The organism is Pseudoruegeria sp. HB172150 (assembly GCF_013184805.1).
Lineage (GTDB): Bacteria > Pseudomonadota > Alphaproteobacteria > Rhodobacterales > Rhodobacteraceae > Psychromarinibacter.
The window spans coordinates 90,996-108,718 of record NZ_JAATNG010000002.1 but is presented as its reverse complement, the minus strand read 5'-3'; the positions used below and the strand labels follow the sequence as shown (position 1 = coordinate 108,718).

Sequence of the window (17,723 nt, the reverse complement as noted above, 5' to 3'; positions counted from 1 at the left end):
GGCTCTGCCCCCAAACCCCCGGGATATTTGTGATCAGAAGAAGCAGACGGGTCTGCCTGCAGTGGCCGATACCGGCAAGCCTTTACCGATCGGGGACCGATGCAGCCGGACCGCCCTGCAACGTGTCAGCCGACGTCGGTCTTGCCGCGCCGGTCACTGCGCAAGTTGGCGTAGAGCACGTGGTTGCGCCAGCGGCCATTGATCTGCAGGTAGCTCTGCGCCACGCCCTCGTACTTGAAGCCGGAGCGCTCCAGCACTCCGCGCGAGGCGGCGTTTTCGGGCAGGCAGGCGGCCTCTATCCGGCTTAGGTCGAGATCGTGGAAGCTGTGATGCACCACCGCCTCTATCGCCTCGCGCATGTATCCCTGCCGCGCGAAGATCTCGCCGATCCAGTAGCCAAGCGTGCCGGACTGCGCCGGGCCGCGGCGGATGTTGTCGAGGGTCACCGCGCCGAGCAGCACCTCGCCCTCGCGCCGGAACAGGAACAGCGGCACCGCGGTGCCCGAGACAATGGACCGCTGCGCCCAGTAGACGCGGTTGGTGAAAGCCTTGCGGCTCAGGTGGTCGGCGGACCAGGTCGGCTCCCACGGCTTCAGGAACTGCGCGGAGCTTTCGCGCAGCGCCACCCATGGCCGGAAATCGGCGTGCTGCGGCGGGCGCAGGATCATCCGTTCCGTGACAAGGCGAAGCTTGCGACGCCGGTTCAGCATCAGGCCGCCAGCCGCTCCCGCAGATCCGCGATGCGGGGGGCGTGCTCCACCGGGCCGTACATGGTCAGCGCGGTGCGCGCGTCGTCCGCCATGCGGGCGGCGAAGGCGGTGACGCCCGCGGTCGTGACGGCGTCGATCCGCTGGATTACCTCGTCGAGATCCGGGACCCGGTCCCAGATCGACAGCAGCCGCGCCAGCCGCTCGGCCCGGGAGGAGGGGCTTTCCAGCCCCATCAGCAGGCCGGCCTTCATCTGCGCGCGGGCGCGGGCGATCTCGGCCTCGGTCATGTCATCGGCGGCGCGTTTGAGCTCGTCGATGGTCAGCCCGGCGAGGTCACCGATCTGGTCTGCTGCGGTGCCGGCATAGATCGTGGTCAGGCCGGTATCGGCATAGGCGCCGGTCTGGGCGAAGATGGTGTAGCAGAGGCCGCGCTTTTCCCGCGCCTCCTGGAACAGGCGGGAGGACATGCCGCCGCCCAGCGCGGTGGAATAGATCTGCGCGGTGTAGATCTCGTCGTCACGGTAGCCCGGCGTTTCGAAGGCGAGCGCGAAATGCACCTGCTCCAGCGGCCGGATCTCCAGCCGTTCGCCGCCGGTGAAAAGCGCCGGTTCGACCCGGTCAGGACGCGCGCGCGGCAAGTGGCCGAACAGGTCCTCGGCGAGCTTCGCGATCTGGTCGTGATCGACGGCGCCGGCGGCAGCGAGGATCATCCGGTCGGGGCCGTAATGCTCGGCGACGAAGCCTTCGAGGTCGGCGCGGGAAAACCCGCGCACGCGTTCCGACGGGCCGAGGATCGAGCGGCCCAGCGCCTGCTCGGGATACGCGACCTCCTGCAGCCAGTCGAAGATCACGTCGTCGGGCGTGTCCAGCACCTGCCCGATTTCCTGCAGGATCACGCCGCGCTCCACCTCGATCTCGCGCGGATCGAATTGCGGGTTGAGGGTGATGTCGGCGATCACGTCCAGCGCCAGCGGCACGTCATCCTCGAGCACGCGGGCGTAGTAGGCGGTCATCTCGCGGCTGGTATAGGCGTTGATATAGCCGCCGACATCCTCGATCTCCTCGGCGATCTGCAGGGCGCTGCGGCGCTTGGTGCCCTTGAACGCCATGTGTTCGAGGAAGTGGGCGATCCCGTTCTGCTCCACCCGTTCGTGGCGCCCGCCGGCCATCACCCAGATGCCGAGCGAGGCGGATTTCATGCTGGGCATGGTTTCGGTGACGACACGGAAACCGTTCGACAGGGTGTGGATGTTCACGCTCAACGGGCGATGCGCTCCTTGATCAGGTCTTCGATGGCGGACAGGTCGTTCGCGACGGACGTCACGCGCTCTGATCGGTCATAAAGGTCGGCCATGCGATTGGGAAGGGGGGGCCGCGTTCCGGTGGCCGCCTCGACCGCGTCGGGGAACTTCGCGGGATGCGCCGTGGCCAGCGTGATCATGGGTTCACTGCCGAGGTTCTCCTCTGCGACCTTCACGCCGACCGCGCTGTGGGGACAGAGCGTGTAACCGGTGACGTTATGCTGCGCACGGATCGTGGAGGCGGTTTCCTCCTCGCTGGTGCGGCCGGAGCGGTAGGTGTCACGCAGCGCGTGCATGGCGCCCTGGCTGACGGTGAAGCCGCCCTCGTTCTTCAGCGCCGCCATCTCGTGCGCCACTGCTTTCGGGTCCTCGCCATAGGCGTAGTAGAGCGCGCGTTCGAAGTTGGAACTGACCTGGATGTCCATCGACGGGCTGATCGAGGGCCTGACACCTTCCTTGGTGTGGGCGCCGGAGACCAGCGTGCGGTGCAGGATGTCGTTCTGGTTCGTCGCGATGACGAGATGCTCGATCGGCAGGCCCATCCGCTTGGCGAGGTAACCGGCGAAGATATCGCCGAAGTTCCCGGTCGGCACGGTGAAGCTGACCTGCCGGTTCGGCGCACCGAGCGATGTGGCGGCCGTGAAGTAGTAGACGATCTGCGCCAGCACCCGGGCGAAGTTGATCGAGTTGACGCCCGCCAGCCGGACCCCGTCGCGGAAGGCGAAGTCGTTGAACATGTCCTTCACCAGCGCCTGGCAATCGTCGAAATCGCCCTTCACCGCGACGGCGTGGGCGTTCGCCTCGGTCACGGTCGTCATCTGGCGCTGCTGCACCTCGCTGACCCGGCCTTCCGGGAACAGCGTGAACACGTCCACATTGTCGAGCCCACGGAACGCCTCCATCGCGGCGCTGCCGGTATCGCCGGAGGTCGCGCAGACGATGGTGATCCTTTCGTCGCGCCGCTCCAGAACCAGTTGGAACAGCTGGCCGATCAGCTGCATCGCGAAGTCCTTGAAGGCCAGCGTCGGCCCGTGGAACAATTCCAGCACGAAGTGGTTCGACCCCAGCTGCACCAGCGGCGCGCGGGCGGCGTGGCCGAATTCCGCATAGGCGCGTTCGACGATGCCCCGGAATTCATCGTCGGTGAATGTGTCGCCGATGAACGGCCGCATCACCCGGAACGCGACATCCTCATACGGCAGCCCGGCAAGTCCTGCGATCTCGTCCGCGCTGAGCGAGGGGATCCACTCCGGCAGGTAGAGCCCGCCATCGCGCGCCAGCCCGGTCAGCATCGCCTCTTCGAACGTCAGAACGGGGGCCTGCCCCCTCGTGGAGATGTATCGCATGGCGCCTTCCCGAGTCAGTCCGTTCGGCGCGTGATACGCCACAGCCAAAGCCCTGTCATCCCCGCCCACACGAGCGCCAGGGAAAACCAGGTGATGGAATATTGCAGGTGGTCGTTGGGGATACCCTCGGTTCCCACCGGCATCGGGCGAGCCGTGTAATTGTCCGGTTCGATGGTGCGCGCCACGATCATCAGCGGTTCGGTGTCCAGCTCTGCCGCCATGGCGTCGACGTCGCGGGCGAACCACAGGTCCTGCTCCAGCTCCGGTTCTGGCGTCCAGCTGTCGGTCTCGTCGGGCCAGTGCAGGTTGCCGGTCACGGTGATCCGCTGCGGCTCCCAGGCGTCGCTATGCTCTTCGACGGGCAGGAAACCCCGGTCAAGCAGCACCCGGCGGTCGCCGGTCTCGAAGATGTCGATCATGCGGTAGCCGGCACCGATGCCCCTGGCGCTGGCCAGGACCCGCGCGCCAAACCCGGCGGTGCCCTCCGCGATGACCGGCAGGTATTCGTCCCTGCCGGGGTCCGGCGCCTCCGGCAGCGGCACAGGCTCGCTGCCGATCTTCGCCTCTATCCGCGCCAGCATCTCTTCTTTCCATGCCAGCCGTTTCACCTGCCAGACGCCGAGCGAAATCAGGATGGCGCAGCCGACAACGCCGATGAGCAGGGGCATTATGAGACGTTTCATGCTTTCTCCGAAAGCGAAGGGCGCGAGAATCCCGCGCCCCTTCTTCTGGCCATAAATATCCCTGCCGGAGGCACGCTCCGCAGGAGCGTTCCGCTCAGGAGCCCCAGATGTAGATGACGCAGAACAGGAACAGCCAGACGACGTCGACGAAGTGCCAATACCAGGCTGCCGCCTCGAAGCCGATATGCTTGTCCGGTGTGAACTGGCCGGCCAGCGCCCGCATCAGGCAGACGAACAGGAAGATCGTCCCGATGAGCACGTGCGCGCCGTGGAAGCCGGTCGCCATGAAGAAGTTGGCGCCGTAGATATTGCCGGAGAAGCTGAACTCGGCATGGCTGTACTCGTAGATCTGGAACACTGTGAACAGGGCGCCCAGCAGGATCGCCAGGATCAAACCGTTCACCAGGTCCTTGCGGTTGTTCTCGTGTGCCAATGCATGGTGCGCCCACGTCGCCGCAGCGCCCGAGCAGAGCAGGATCAGCGTGTTGATCAGCGGCAGGTGCCAGGGGTCGAAGGTTTCGATCGACGGGGGCGGCCACTGGCCTTCCGAGAACTGATCCATCGGGAACAAGGCGTGCTTGAAGAACGACCAGAACCACGCGGCGAAGAACATGACCTCGGACATGATGAACATGATGAAGCCGTAGCGCAGGCCGATCTGTACCACTGGCGTATGGTCGCCCTGGCGCGATTCCCCGATCACTTCGGACCACCAGCCGAACATGGTGTAGGCTACACCGACGAAGCCGATGAGGAACATCCAGAAGCCCATGTCATGCATCCAGAGTACGGCTCCGAACAGCATGATGAACGCCGAGACTGAACCCACGAAGGGCCAGATCGAGGGGCTCAGGATGTGATAGTCGTGGTTCTTAGCATGCGCCATGGCAAGCGTCCCTCGTCTTCAACCGTTATTCTTTGTAGACCGGGTCGTCCTCCCCCGCCAGCGCGGCGTGGGTCTCGGGCAGGTCGATTTCGTAGAAAGTGTAGCTCAGCGTGATCGTGTGGACATATTTTGCGTCGCGGTCCTCGACGATCGCCGGGTCGACATAGAACGTCACTGGCATCTGCACCCGTTCGCCCGGCTCCAGCACCTGCTCGGTGAAGCAGAAACAGTCGATCTTGGTGAAGTAGCCGCCCGCCTCGTAGGGATAAACATTGTAGGCGGCCTGCCCTGCGACCGGATGGTCCGTCGGGTTGTAGGCTTCGTAGAAGGCAAGGCCGGTTTCGCCGATCTTCAGCTCCATCTGCCGCTCGACCGGCTTGAAGGTCCAAGGCATGCCGGCGTCGAGGGAGCCATCGAAACGGATCTTCACCGTCTGGTCCAGCACCGCGTCGGCGCCGACGTCGGAGACGCTGACGGTGCCGCCGAAGCCGGTCACGCGGCAGAACCAGTTGTAGAACGGGACAGACGCCCAGGCGAGCGCGCCCATCGTCAGCACGACGCCCACGGTCAGGCCGGCCGTCTTGCCCGGTGTCAGCTTCATTCGCTTTGCTCCGCCGGCAGCAGTGTGGTGCGGGGCTGATGGTCGAAGCCCTCGACAGGTCCGACCCGCTGGATCTTGACCACGCTCAGCGCGAAGACCAGCAGGACAAAGCTGGCGAGAGCCAACCCGACCCCGAGGTTTCGCGAAAAGCGGCGCTTGTGCAATTCATGTTCGGTGCGGATCGCCATCACCATCCCCCGAACCCGAAGCCGCGCAGCGACGCTTCAACCAGAAGAGCGCCAAAATGCAGGAAGAGATAGGACAGCGACAGCCGGAAGAAGCGTTTTTCGACCTTGTAGCCGTCGGCCTCGGCCGAAGTTTCATCACGGCGCCAGATCTGCCATGCGCCCATGAGGAACATCGCATTCAACACCGCCGAGACCGCGAGATAGACCGGACCGCCGATGGAGGTGAAACCGATGCCCAGTGCCACCGGCGCAAGCGCGATGGTGTAGCCCAGAACGTGATTCCGGGTAACGCGCCGGCCGTGGGTCACGGTCAGCATCGGAACACCCGCATCCTCGTAGTCCGACTTCATGAACAGGGCCAATGCCCAGAAATGCGGCGGGGTCCACATGAAGGTCAGCGCGAACATCAGCACCGACTCGACCGAGATGCCGCCGGTCGCGACGGCCCAGCCGATCATCGGCGGGAAGGCGCCCGCAGCGCCGCCGATCACGATATTCTGCGGCGTCCAGCGTTTCAGGATCATCGTGTAGATGACGGCGTAGAAGAAGATGGTGAAAGCGAGTAGACCGGCGGCGACAAGGTTCGCGGCCAGCGCCAACATCACGACGGCCATACCCGACAGCGCCACGCCAATGCCAAGCGCCTCGTCCGCGGTGACCTTGCCCGATGGCACCGGACGTTTTGCCGTGCGTTTCATCACTGCGTCGATGTCGGCATCCCACCACATGTTCAGCGCGCCCGAGGCACCAGCCCCGATGGCGATGAACAGCAGCGACGACAGCGCGACGACCGGGTGCACCGAGACCGGGGCGACGACGAGTCCGACCAGGGCGGTGAAGATGACCAGCGACATGACGCGCGGCTTCAGCAGGGCGAAGTAATCGCCAAAGCCGGCCTCGCGGTCGAAATCACTGACGTGGGTATCGCTCATGCGCTTCCCTTCAAGCCAGGCGCGCCGGGGTGGCGCGCCCTACCCTTCTTACTCGGCCGCAGCCACATCCACTGCGCGGGGCAGCGGGTTCTCTGCGAAGTCCTGCGCCGGGCCATTCAGCCAGGCGTCGAATTCTTCCGGCGTCACTGCCTTGACGGTGATCGGCATGAAGGCATGGTCCTTGCCGCAAAGTTCGGAACACTGACCGAAGTATATCCCCTCGCTGCCGGGATCGACGTTGAACCACAGTTCCGCCAGACGGCCTGGCACAGCGTCCTGTTTCACGCCGAAAGCGGGAACCGTCCAGGAGTGGATGACGTCGTCGGCGGTCACCTGAACGACCACGGTCGCGCCGGTCGGAACGACCACGGCGGTGTCGGTCGCGAGGCGATATTCGTCTGCGGAATAACCGAACTCTTCCAGCTCGTCCTTGCCCAGCATAAAGCTGTCGAAGGTGAGGCCCTGATCCGGGTACTCATAGGTCCAGTACCACTGGTGGCCGGTGACCTTGATCACCAGGTCGGCTTCCGGGATTTCCTGCTGGTTGAACAGTGTCGGCAGCGAGAACGCACCGATGAAGACCAGGATGATGATGGGCACCACCGTCCATGTAACCTCGATCGGCGAGTTATGGGTAAAGGTTGCCGGCGTCGGGTTTGAGCGGTGGTTGTAGCGGACGATCACGATCAGCAGCAGAAGCATTACGAAGATCACGATGGCCGTGATGATGGCGAGGATCATCCCGTCCAGCCATTGCAGGTCGCGCGCGACGCTGGTCGCGGCGTGCTGAAAACCGGTCCCTTTCGGGTGCGGCGCGCCGATGACTTCAAGCCCGTCCAGCCCGTCCTGTGCCAATGCGGCGCCGGCGGAGAGCGTTGCGGCCAGAGCGGCACCTGCGCCGCGGAGGAAAGAGTTCAATCGCATGTCCACTCCCGTATGGCTGGGCGGTTGCGCCGCCGCGCTTGCCCGGGTCCTGCAGGGCGCGCAGGGAATCCCGTTGTGTCTCGGCGTTGTAAAACCATATTAGGGGGATGCCCTCAAGCATCTCTGTTGCGGCAATGCGCCGCTTTTTTTGACATGGATCAAATCCGGAACCAAGGAATACCGAACCATGACGGACGCTCCCTTTCGCCCTTTCGAGACCGCGCTGGACCAGGAGACCGCGCTTTTCCGGTTGCGGGACGCGGTTGCCGGGGCCGATGACGGCGAGCTTTTCCTGGAGCGGAAACGCTCGGAAACGATTGTTTTCGACGACGGACGGGTGAAAACGGCAAGCTACGACGCCTCTGAAGGGTTCGGCTTGCGCGCGGTGCGCGGCGAGACCGCAGGCTATGCGCATTCCAGCGAGATCTCCGAAGGCTCGCTTAACCGCGCAGTGGAAACGGCACGCCTGGCGGTAGGCGACGGTGGCGGGACGCTGGCGGATGCACCGCAGGCCACAAATGTCCGGCTCTATACCGACGACAACCCGATGGACGATTTCGCCTTTCCGACCAAGATCGACACGCTGCGCGAGATAGATGCCTACGCCCGCGGCCTCGACAGCCGCGTGGTTCAGGTCTCCGCCGTACTGGCCGCCTCGATGCAGGAGGTGGAGATCCTGCGGCCCGAGGGCAAGCTGGTGCGCGACGCGCGGCCCATGGCGCGTCTGAATGTGTCGGTCATCGTCGAGGAGAACGGCCGCCGGGAATCCGGTGGGCATGGCGGCGGCGGCCGGTTCGGGATGACCGGACTGGTCGAGCCGTCGCACTGGAAGTCGGTTACCCGCGAGGCTTTGCGCATCGCGCTGGTGAATCTCGGTGCGGAGGCGGCGCCCGCCGGCGTGATGGATGTGGCGCTCGGCTCCGGCTGGCCCGGCGTGCTGCTGCACGAGGCGGTGGGGCACGGGCTTGAGGGCGACTTCAACCGCAAGAAAACTTCGGCCTTTGCCGGGCTGATGGGTCAGCGGGTGGCGGCGCCCGGGGTCACCGTGCTGGATGACGGAACGATCCCGGACCGACGCGGGTCCATTACGGTGGATGACGAGGGGACGCCGAGCGGAAAGAATGTGCTGATCGAGGACGGTATCCTCGTCGGCTACATGCAGGATCGGCAGAATGCGCGGCTGATGGGGGTCAATCCCACGGGCAACGGCCGCCGCGAAAGCTACGCGCATATCCCGATGCCACGCATGACCAATACCTACATGCTGGGAGGCGAAGCCGATCCCAAGGAGATCGTCGCCGAATTGAAGGACGGCATCTATGCCGTGGGATTCGGCGGCGGACAGGTCGATATCACCAACGGCAAGTTCGTGTTCTCCTGCACCGAGGCGTATCGGGTGAAGAATGGCAAGATCGGCGCGCCGGTGAAGGGCGCAACACTGATCGGCGACGGCGCGACGGCACTGCAGCAGATCCGCGCCATCGGCAACGACATGGCGCTGGATCCCGGTATCGGGAATTGCGGCAAGGCCGGGCAATGGGTTCCGGTCGGGGTCGGCCAGCCGACCATGCTGATCGGCGGGCTAACTGTGGGTGGCTCGGCGGCGTGACCATGACCGTGCGTCCGATGACGTCCGGGGATCACCCGGACGTCGCGGCGGTCTGGCATGAGGGATGGCATGATGCCCATGACGGGCTGGTGCCGGACAGGATGTCGGCGACACGGGTGCCGGACGCCTTCCTCAAGGCGATTGCGGAGATGACCAAGGAAGTCCGGGTGGGCCTGCTTGATGGCCGGATCGGGGGCTTCGTTGCCTGGCAGGAGAACTACATCGACTATCTCTTTCTCAGTCGACCGGTGCGGGGCAGCGGACTTGCGGCGCGTCTTATGCAGGCCGCGGAGACGGAGATCGCGGCTGCAGGTCACGTCCTGGCGGAGATCGACTACGTCAAGGGCAACGACCGCGCTGCACGGTTCTATGCGCGGGAAGGCTGGGAGATTACCGGCGAACTGGACGAGACCCGGGAGGTCGAAGGCGCGGGTATGTGCAGCTGGTGCTGCGTTCTTCTGCAAAAGTCGCTGCTTCAAACACGCTGGGCTCCACTACTTCCGTGCTAGGCTCCACGTGATCTGGTGCCGTATGGCGGATTCGCCTGAACGCGGCCGAAACGTGGCGGCATACCGGTGATGATGCGGGGATTAGTTCGATTGAATTCAGCGTGTTGCGACAAATTTTCCGAAAGCCAGCTATTGTTCACCAAGCATTAACTCCTCTGGGCGCATATCTGAGTATGCAAGTTGGCGGTACCAGGATGGCCGAGGATTTACTCCCTTCACCCCACCCCCTCACCCCACCCCGAAGCGAGGAAGATTGGGTCTTCTGGTTCCGCCTCTTGCGCTCTCGACGGGTCGGGCCGACTACCTTTCATCGATTGCTGGCCGAACATGGCAACGCCAGGGACGCATTGCGTGCGCTGCCTGAAGTTGCCCGCGCAGCCGGCGTCGAGGAATACACGCCCTGCCCGGCAGCCGTCGCTGAATCCGAACTGAAAAACGGCCGCGTCTGCGGTGCCCGTCCTGTCGCGATCGGGTCGGCGGAGTACCCCCCGCGGCTGGCTCAGCTGGCTGATGCGCCGCCGATATTGTGGGCGCTCGGCGATCCTGCTCTTCTGGCTCGCCCAGTGGTCGCACTGGTTGGCGCGCGCAACGCCTCCAGCCTTGGCACCCGGATGGCGCGCCAACTGGCGCAGGGGCTGACGGAGGCCGGATATGCGGTTGTTTCCGGGCTGGCGCGCGGCGTGGACACCGCCGCGCACCTTGCCTCGCTGGAAGGCGGGACGATTGCCGTGATGGCCGGCGGCGTCGATGTGATCTATCCGGCAGAGAATGCGGTTCTGGCGCAGGAGATCGCGGAGCGCGGACTGCGCCTGTCGGAACAGCCCATCGGAATGCAGCCGATGGCGCGGCATTTCCCGGCGCGGAATCGCATCATATCTGGCCTCGCGCAGGCCGTCGTGGTGGTGGAGGCGGCGGCGAAATCCGGCAGCCTGATCACTGCGCGCAATGCGCTCGACCAGGGGCGCGAGGTGATGGCCGTTCCCGGCCACCCATTCGACGCGCGTGCTGCCGGATGCAACATGCTGATCCGCGATGGTGCGATGCTGGTGCGCGGCGCGCAGGACGTCGTGGATGCGATTGCAGGTCAAAACCACGAAGTCCAGCAGGCAAAGGAAACCGCAGAAAAGCAGGAAGACGTGATCGAGCAGATCCCGCCGGAAACCGCCGGCAATCCGGACCCGCCGCAGCGGTCCCTGAAGGACGCCGCAGCGTTGCATCGGCAGATCCTCGACCGGCTCGGGCCCAGCCCGCTGGCCGAGGATCAGCTGATCCGCGATATCGGGCTGCCGGCGGGGCGTATCACGCCGGAACTGGTGACACTGGAACTCGACGGCAAGATCGAGCGCCGGCCCGGCGGGCTGTTAAGCCGAAGCGACTGACAGCCTGCCCTGGGCGGAGAATGAGGCTATCCGCGACCCTCCGCCCGGCAAGCCAATCCGCGTACACTATATATATGCGTCACGGTTTCGGCGCGGCGGGCCTCGTGCCCGGTGGAGCCTTGCACAGTGCCGGTGACTCCGGCGTTACGAGTTGCCGCCTTTTCCGGCACCCGACCGAGCCGCATTGACATTCCCCTCTCCAACACCACATGTACCGCCGCCAAGAGCACCTCGTGCGGACTCGAAAGGATCTCCATGCCAGTCGTCGTCGTTGAATCGCCTGCCAAGGCCAAGACGATCAACAAATATCTGGGCAGCGATTACACCGTGCTGGCATCCTACGGCCATGTCCGCGACCTGCCTCCTAAGGACGGATCGGTCGATCCCGACCACGGCTTCGACATGACCTGGGAGGTCGCCAGCGACAGCAAAAAACACGTCAATGCGATCGCCGACGCGCTGAAGGACGACCCCCAGCTGATCCTCGCCACCGACCCCGATCGTGAGGGGGAGGCGATTTCGTGGCACCTGGAAGAGACCCTGCGCAAGCGCAAGGCGATCAAGAAGGACACCGCCGTCAGCCGCGTGGTGTTCAACGCGATCACCAAGAATGCCGTGACTGAGGCGATGAAGAACCCGCGCCAGGTCGACGAGGATCTGGTGGAGGCGTATCTTGCCCGCCGCGCGCTGGACTACTTGGTGGGCTTCAACCTGTCGCCGGTTTTGTGGCGCAAGCTGCCCGGTGCTAAATCCGCGGGGCGCGTGCAGTCGGTCTGCCTGCGGCTGATCGTCGAGCGCGAGATGGAGATCGAGGCGTTCCGCGCCCGCGAATACTGGACGGTCAAGGCGCTGCTTTCGACGCCGCGCGGCCAGGAATACGAAGCGCGGCTGACGGTCCTCGCCGGCAAGAAGCTCGACCGCTACGACATCGAGAACGAAACCCAGGCCGAACTGGCGGTGCAAGCGGTCACGTCCCGCGACCTGACGGTGAAGTCGGTGGAGGCAAAGCCCGCCTCCCGCAACCCGTCGGCGCCCTTCATGACCTCGACCCTGCAGCAGGAAGCCAGCCGCAAGTTCGGCATGGGCGCGCGCCAGACGATGAGCGCGGCGCAGCGGCTCTATGAGGCCGGACACATCACTTACATGCGGACGGACGGCATCGACATGGCGCCCGAGGCGGTGATGGCCGCGCGCGATGCGATCAAGGACCGCTACGGGGACGAATACGTCCCGAGCAGCCCGCGCATGTACAAGAACAAGGCCAAGAACGCGCAAGAAGCCCACGAGTGCATCCGGCCCACCGACATGACGATGTCGCCGGACAAGCTGCGCGTGTCCGAAGCCGATCAGAAGAAGCTATACGATCTGATCTGGAAGCGGACCATCGCCAGCCAGATGGAAGCAGCGCGACTGGAGCGTACCACAGTCGATGTCGGCAGCTCCGATGGACAGGTTGAGTTACGCGCGACCGGTCAGGTGGTGCTGTTCGACGGCTTCCTCAAGGTCTACGAGGAAGGCCGTGACGATGCCGTCATCGACGATGACGACAAGCGCCTGCCGCAGATTACCCAAGGCGAGGCGGCCGCTAAGCAATCGGTTACGCCGGAGCAGCATTTCACTCAGCCGCCGCCACGCTACACCGAAGCGACGCTGGTCAAGCGGATGGAAGAGCTGGGCATCGGCCGGCCCTCCACCTATGCCTCCATCGTCACTACGATCCAAGACCGCGGCTATGTGCGGAAGGACAAGAACCGCCTGATCCCCGAGGACAAGGGGCGGTTGGTGACGATCTTCCTGATTAATTACTTCCGAAAGTATGTGGGCTACGAGTTCACCGCGAACCTTGAGGAAGAGCTGGACGATATCACCAGCGGCGAGCGCGCATGGAAGGATGTGCTGGAGCGCTTCTGGCGCGACTTCAAGGCGCATATCGACGAAACCTCGGACCTGCGCATCGGCGAAGTGCTGGAGAAGATCGACGAGGTTCTGGCGCCGCATCTGTACCCGCCGCGCGAGGATGGGAGCGATCCGCGCATCTGCCCGAACTGCGGCGAGGGCCGCCTGAGCCTGCGCACCGCACGGTCGGGCGGTGCGTTCATCGGCTGCTCGAACTATCCCAACTGCCGTTACACCCGCTCGCTGGGCGCCAGCGAGGAGGATGACGAGATCGGTCCCGACGGCAAGCTGCTGGGCGAGGATAACGGCGATCCGATCAGCCTGCGCTCCGGCCGGTTCGGACCCTATGTGCAGCGCGGTGAAGCGACTGAAGAGGTGCCGAAGCCGCCCCGCGCTTCACTGCCGAAAGGCTGGGCCGCCGCGGATATCGACCTGGAAAAGGCGCTGATGCTGCTGAGCCTGCCGCGTGAGATCGGGCCACATCCGGAAGACGGCGAGATGGTCGAGGCCGGGATCGGCCGGTACGGGCCCTTCGTCAAGCATGGCCGGGTCTATGCCAACCTGCCCGAAGTGGACGAGGTGTTCACCATCGGCATGAACCGCGCGGTTGAGGTGCTGGCGCAGAAGGCCAGCCGCGGCCGCGGCGCACGTACGCCGGCGAAACCGCTGAAGGAACTGGGCGAGCATCCGGAAAGCGGCGGCGCAGTGAACGTCATGGATGGACGGTACGGGCCCTACGTGAAGTGGGAGAAGGTGAACGCCACCCTTCCCAAGGGCACCGAACCCGCGGATGTGACGATGGAGCTGGCGGTGCAGCTGATCGCCGAGCGGGCAGCCAAGAAAGGCGGCGGTCGCAAGACTGCGGCCAAAAAGGCAACGCCCAAGAAGGCCGCGGCGAAAAAGGCTGTCGCGAAAAAGGGCTGATGCCCGGATTCGCGGCACCACGGCGCCGGACATGCGACGGGATGGCGCATATATTCATCTTAACGCATTCGTGATTGGTCAAACCTGCCTCGTTGCCACAGCTTCCAACGCGAAAGACGAAGCGAGACAGAAGGAAATTCCCAATGGATGCCAAGGGCTTGTCCCGCCGCCGCTTGATCGGCGGTGCCGGTGCAGCGATGTTTGCGCCCGCCATCGCGCGTGCGCAGGAAATCACCCCGCGCAATATCTCCGGCTGGCGCCAGCAGGACTGGAGCGACCATTTCGACGAACTCGGCAAAGGCTGCATCGTCTGCGACACCGAGGCGCGGACGCTGCACTACTGGTCCGGTGACGGCGAGACATACAACGTCTATCCGACCTCCGTGCCGAAATCGGACGAACTGACGAAGCGCGGCTATACCGAGATCATCCGCAAGAAAGTCGGGCCGAGCTGGACGCCAACGGCGAGCCAGATGGAACGTTTCCCGGACTGGCATCCGGTCGCCGGCGGCGCACCCGACAACCCGCTGGGCACCCATGCGCTGTATCTCAGCTGGCCCGCCTACCTGATCCACGGGACCCATGACACCCGCAAGATCGGACGCCCGTCTTCGGACGGGTGCATCGGACTTTACAACGAGATGATCGTCGACCTCTACGACAAGGCCGCGGTCGGCACGCAGGTACGCCTTATCTGACGAAGTTACGTAAGCGGTACAGGGCGGCCCCGCTTTGCCGCCCACGTTGACTCCGGCTTCGGCGCGCGCCACAAGTCTGGCGAGGCACCGGACGGAGGGGAGTGACGATGAAGAAGGTATATGGTTCCGCCGCGGAAGCGCTTGACGGACTTCTGTTCGACGGCATGACGATTGCCGCCGGGGGCTTTGGGCTTTGCGGCATCCCCGAGAATCTGATCAATGCGATCCACGCTGCCGGTACCAAGGACCTGACCGTCGCCTCGAACAATTGCGGTGTCGACGGGTTCGGGCTGGGCATCCTGCTGGATTCCAAGCAGATCAAGAAGATGATGAGCTCTTATGTTGGCGAGAATGCCGAGTTCATGCGCCAGTATCTGTCCGGCGAACTGGACCTGGAATTCAATCCGCAGGGAACACTGGCCGAGCGAATGCGTGCCGGCGGAACCGGCATCCCCGGCTTCTACACCAAGACCGGCGTCGGCACCGTCATCGCCGAGGGCAAGGAGCACAAGGAGTTCGACGGGGAAACTTACATCCTCGAGCGGGCCATCGTTGCCGACCTGTCCATCGTCAAGGCGTGGAAGGCCGACGACACCGGCAACCTCGTGTTCCGCAAGACGGCCCGCAACTTCAACCCGCCCGCGGCGATGTGCGGCAAGGTCTGCATTGCCGAGGTAGAGGAAATCGTGCCGCGCGGCTCATTGGATCCAGATATGATTCACTTGCCGGGCGTCTATGTTCATCGCCTTGTTCAAGGTGAATTCGAAAAACGGATCGAACAGCGCACAACCCGCGCTGCCTAGATTCGGGAGAGCGGCACAAATCTTGTGCCGTTACTTCGTGCCCAGGGCGGAGAACCGCCGACATTGCCGCGCATCGATCACGTTTTGTACGTGAAATTGTAACGTGACGCTGCGGAAATCGGCAAGAATGCTTGCAACAAACGGCGTTCCCGCAGAAATGGCGGGCGGGCGATGCAACTCTGGCTGGATTATGATTACGCACACAGATGGACAAACAGAATGTATTGACGGGGCTTCCTGACGCCGAAGCCTTTCGCATCCTGGCTGAATCGCCGATTTCCATGGTCCTCACGGACCCGCACCTGGAAGACAATCCGATCGTCTACGTCAACCGCGCCTTCGAGCGGGTGACGGGCTACAACGCAAGCTCCGCCGTCGGGCGGAACTGCCGGTTCCTGCAGGGCGAGGATACCGATCCCGAGGATGTTCGCCGAATAAAGCAGGCGATTGAACAGCAGACGGAGACCACCGTCGACATCGTCAACTACCGTGCCGACGGCACGCAGTTCCTGAACCGCCTGCTGCTTACGCCGATCTACGACCAGGACGGCCAGCTTCGGCATTTCCTGGGTATCCAGAAACGGCTGACGGAGCACGAGGCGCAGAATTCCGTCAACGTGTCGCAACATGCGATCCGCGAGCTGAAGCATCGGGTCAAGAACCACCTTGCGATGATCGTCAGCATGATCCGGCTGCAGAGCCGAGCTGTGCCGGCCGCGGACACAGTGAAGTCGCTGGCGCGCCGGGTCGAGAGTCTGCAGCTTCTCTACGAGGAACTGAGTGATCCCAGCGCGGGGCGCCGTACCGGCAACGTCTCGCTGGGGGCCTATATCTCGCGCCTGGCGAACACGACAGCACATCTGGACGGCCGCGCCGGCATTCGGGTGAATGTCGATGTCGGCGATGCAACCTGCAGTTCAGAGATCGCGGCCAAGATCGGCCTTGTCGTCTCGGAGATCATCACCAATGCTTTCCAGCATGCCTTCGAGGGCCGCGACGAGGGCCTGTTGAACATCCACCTCGATGCGCCCGCCGAAGATCGCGTCGTGATCTCGGTAGAGGATGACGGGGTCGGTCTGCCGGAGGGAACCGAATATCCCAACATGGGCTCTGTGGGTGGGCGTGTCGTGGCGGCGCTGCTTGGCGATCTGGATGCGGAACTGGACGTGACATCCGGCGACAAAGGCACGACAATCCGTCTGTCGATTCCGATCCGGACATACGATTCATAACGAGGGGGGATACCTTGCCCTGGGACAGAAACCAGATGGCCGCCCGCGCGGCGCAGGAGCTTGAGGATGGGATGTATGTTAACCTGGGGATCGGAATTCCGACCCTGGTTGCCAACTATATCCCCGAGGGCGTCGACGTCACGCTGCAGTCCGAGAACGGGATGCTGGGTATCGGCCCTTTCCCAACCGAGGACGAGGTCGATCCGGACCTGATAAATGCGGGCAAGCAGACGGTCACCGAGCTGGCACGGACCTCTTATTTCGACAGTTCCACGAGCTTCGGGATGATCCGGGGGGGCAAGATCGCGATGGCGATCCTTGGCGCAATGGAGGTCAGCGAAAAGGGTGACTTGGCCAACTGGATGATCCCTGGGAAACTGGTCAAGGGCATGGGCGGCGCAATGGATCTGGTGGCCGGTGTGGGCCGCGTTGTGGTGGTGATGGACCACACCAACAAACATGGCGACTCCAAGATCCTGAAGAAGTGCACGCTTCCGCTGACCGGCACCGGCGTGGTCGACAGGATTATTACGAACCTCGGGGTTATGGACGTCACCCACAAGGGGCTTCACATCGCCGAACTTGCCGAAGGTGTCACCCGCGAAGAACTTATCGAAAAGACAGACGCCGCGATCGTCTGAACTTCGGTACCGGAGATCTGAAATATTGAGGGGGCCTGAACGGCCCCCTGTTTCTTTTGGTGCCAGCCTATGGCCGGCGGTCGACAGGATTACTCGTCGGCCAGCTCCTGGAATTGAGCCGTCGCAACCGGGTTCACAATGCCACGCGAGGACACGTTCTCCAGGTTGTCGAGGTTCACCAGAGCGTCGTTGCCGGTTTTGCCTTCGACCGATTTCAGCACAGCGAGTTGCTCCAAAGAGTATTCGCCGGGCTGCACGCCGAGGCTGAGGGCCAGTTGGTCATTGGCGAGAACCGGGGTGGCAACGGCCAGCGCGGCGGCGGCAACAAGAAGCTTTTTCATGATAACGTCCTTTCCTTACTTTGCGTCGCAGGGCTCCTGCCTGCGATGAAACTGAAATGGGAGCGCTATCGGGGTTATTCAACGCACAACCGACACCTATTCTCGTGAACTCAGTTCACC

Annotated in this window: 18 protein-coding genes; 8 read left to right on the top strand and 10 right to left on the bottom strand. The window is 63.8% G+C overall.

The window, feature by feature from the left end; all coding sequences use genetic code 11:
• Positions 1-125 precede the first annotated feature (125 nt).
• The 9 genes from HCO70_RS12230 to coxB form a co-directional block, all read right to left on the bottom strand.
• Positions 126-710 (bottom strand): GNAT family N-acetyltransferase, encoded by a 585-nt coding sequence (locus HCO70_RS12230; RefSeq protein ID WP_172296500.1) that lies wholly within the window; start codon positions 708-710, stop codon positions 126-128.
• Positions 710-1,972, bottom strand: a complete 1,263-nt coding sequence (locus tag HCO70_RS12225; RefSeq protein WP_172296498.1) for a pitrilysin family protein — start codon at positions 1,970-1,972, stop codon at positions 710-712. The genes HCO70_RS12230 and HCO70_RS12225 overlap by 1 nt, the downstream gene beginning before the upstream one ends.
• Complete coding sequence (thrC, locus tag HCO70_RS12220; RefSeq protein WP_172296496.1) at positions 1,969-3,357, bottom strand: threonine synthase; 1,389 nt, start codon at positions 3,355-3,357, stop codon at positions 1,969-1,971. The genes HCO70_RS12225 and thrC overlap by 4 nt, the downstream gene beginning before the upstream one ends.
• Positions 3,358-3,371: 14 nt before the next feature.
• On the bottom strand, positions 3,372-4,040 hold the full coding sequence (locus tag HCO70_RS12215; RefSeq protein ID WP_172296494.1) for an SURF1 family protein: 669 nt from the start codon (positions 4,038-4,040) through the stop codon (positions 3,372-3,374).
• A 94-nt stretch (positions 4,041-4,134) separates the two neighbouring features.
• Entirely contained in the window at positions 4,135-4,926 is a 792-nt protein-coding gene (locus HCO70_RS12210) for a cytochrome c oxidase subunit 3 (RefSeq protein ID WP_172296492.1), read from the bottom strand.
• Between the two features lie 25 nt (positions 4,927-4,951).
• Positions 4,952-5,527 (bottom strand): cytochrome c oxidase assembly protein, encoded by a 576-nt coding sequence (locus tag HCO70_RS12205; protein ID WP_172296490.1) that lies wholly within the window; start codon positions 5,525-5,527, stop codon positions 4,952-4,954.
• Complete coding sequence (locus tag HCO70_RS12200) at positions 5,524-5,715, bottom strand: hypothetical protein (RefSeq protein WP_172296488.1); 192 nt, start codon at positions 5,713-5,715, stop codon at positions 5,524-5,526. Before HCO70_RS12200 ends, HCO70_RS12205 begins: the two co-directional genes overlap by 4 nt.
• Positions 5,715-6,647, bottom strand: a complete 933-nt coding sequence (gene cyoE / locus HCO70_RS12195; protein ID WP_172296486.1) for a heme o synthase — start codon at positions 6,645-6,647, stop codon at positions 5,715-5,717. Before cyoE ends, HCO70_RS12200 begins: the two co-directional genes overlap by 1 nt.
• 48 nt (positions 6,648-6,695) lie before the next feature.
• Positions 6,696-7,571 carry a cytochrome c oxidase subunit II gene (coxB, locus tag HCO70_RS12190; RefSeq protein WP_172296484.1) on the bottom strand — a complete coding sequence of 292 codons (876 nt, stop codon included), beginning with the start codon at positions 7,569-7,571 and terminating at the stop codon, positions 6,696-6,698.
• Between the two features lie 187 nt (positions 7,572-7,758).
• Here coxB and tldD point away from each other — a divergent pair, with 187 nt between their 5' ends.
• The 8 genes from tldD (at position 7,759) to HCO70_RS12150 (ending at position 17,262) form a co-directional block, all read left to right on the top strand.
• Entirely contained in the window at positions 7,759-9,180 is a 1,422-nt protein-coding gene (gene tldD / locus HCO70_RS12185) for a metalloprotease TldD (protein ID WP_172296482.1), read from the top strand.
• Positions 9,181-9,182: 2 nt separating this feature from the next.
• Positions 9,183-9,689, top strand: coding sequence for a GNAT family N-acetyltransferase (locus tag HCO70_RS12180; RefSeq protein WP_172296480.1), 507 nt, complete (start codon positions 9,183-9,185; stop codon positions 9,687-9,689).
• 194 nt (positions 9,690-9,883) lie between these two features.
• The gene (gene dprA, locus HCO70_RS12175; RefSeq protein ID WP_172296478.1) at positions 9,884-11,068 is read left to right on the top strand and encodes a DNA-processing protein DprA; all 1,185 of its coding nucleotides are present in this window, start codon (positions 9,884-9,886) and stop codon (positions 11,066-11,068) included.
• A gap of 255 nt (positions 11,069-11,323) precedes the next feature.
• Positions 11,324-13,888, top strand: coding sequence for a type I DNA topoisomerase (gene topA / locus HCO70_RS12170; protein WP_172296476.1), 2,565 nt, complete (start codon positions 11,324-11,326; stop codon positions 13,886-13,888).
• A 143-nt stretch (positions 13,889-14,031) separates the two neighbouring features.
• The gene (locus HCO70_RS12165) at positions 14,032-14,586 is read left to right on the top strand and encodes a L,D-transpeptidase (protein ID WP_172296475.1); all 555 of its coding nucleotides are present in this window, start codon (positions 14,032-14,034) and stop codon (positions 14,584-14,586) included.
• Between the two features lie 107 nt (positions 14,587-14,693).
• Positions 14,694-15,389 (top strand): CoA transferase subunit A, encoded by a 696-nt coding sequence (locus tag HCO70_RS12160; protein ID WP_172296473.1) that lies wholly within the window; start codon positions 14,694-14,696, stop codon positions 15,387-15,389.
• A 206-nt stretch (positions 15,390-15,595) separates the two neighbouring features.
• Complete coding sequence (locus HCO70_RS12155; RefSeq protein ID WP_172296472.1) at positions 15,596-16,621, top strand: PAS domain-containing protein; 1,026 nt, start codon at positions 15,596-15,598, stop codon at positions 16,619-16,621.
• Between the two features lie 14 nt (positions 16,622-16,635).
• Entirely contained in the window at positions 16,636-17,262 is a 627-nt protein-coding gene (locus HCO70_RS12150) for a 3-oxoacid CoA-transferase subunit B (RefSeq protein ID WP_172296470.1), read from the top strand.
• Between the two features lie 89 nt (positions 17,263-17,351).
• On the opposite strand, the gene HCO70_RS12145 is transcribed toward HCO70_RS12150, so the two are convergent.
• On the bottom strand, positions 17,352-17,603 hold the full coding sequence (locus HCO70_RS12145; RefSeq protein ID WP_172296469.1) for a hypothetical protein: 252 nt from the start codon (positions 17,601-17,603) through the stop codon (positions 17,352-17,354).
• Positions 17,604-17,723 lie beyond the last annotated feature (120 nt).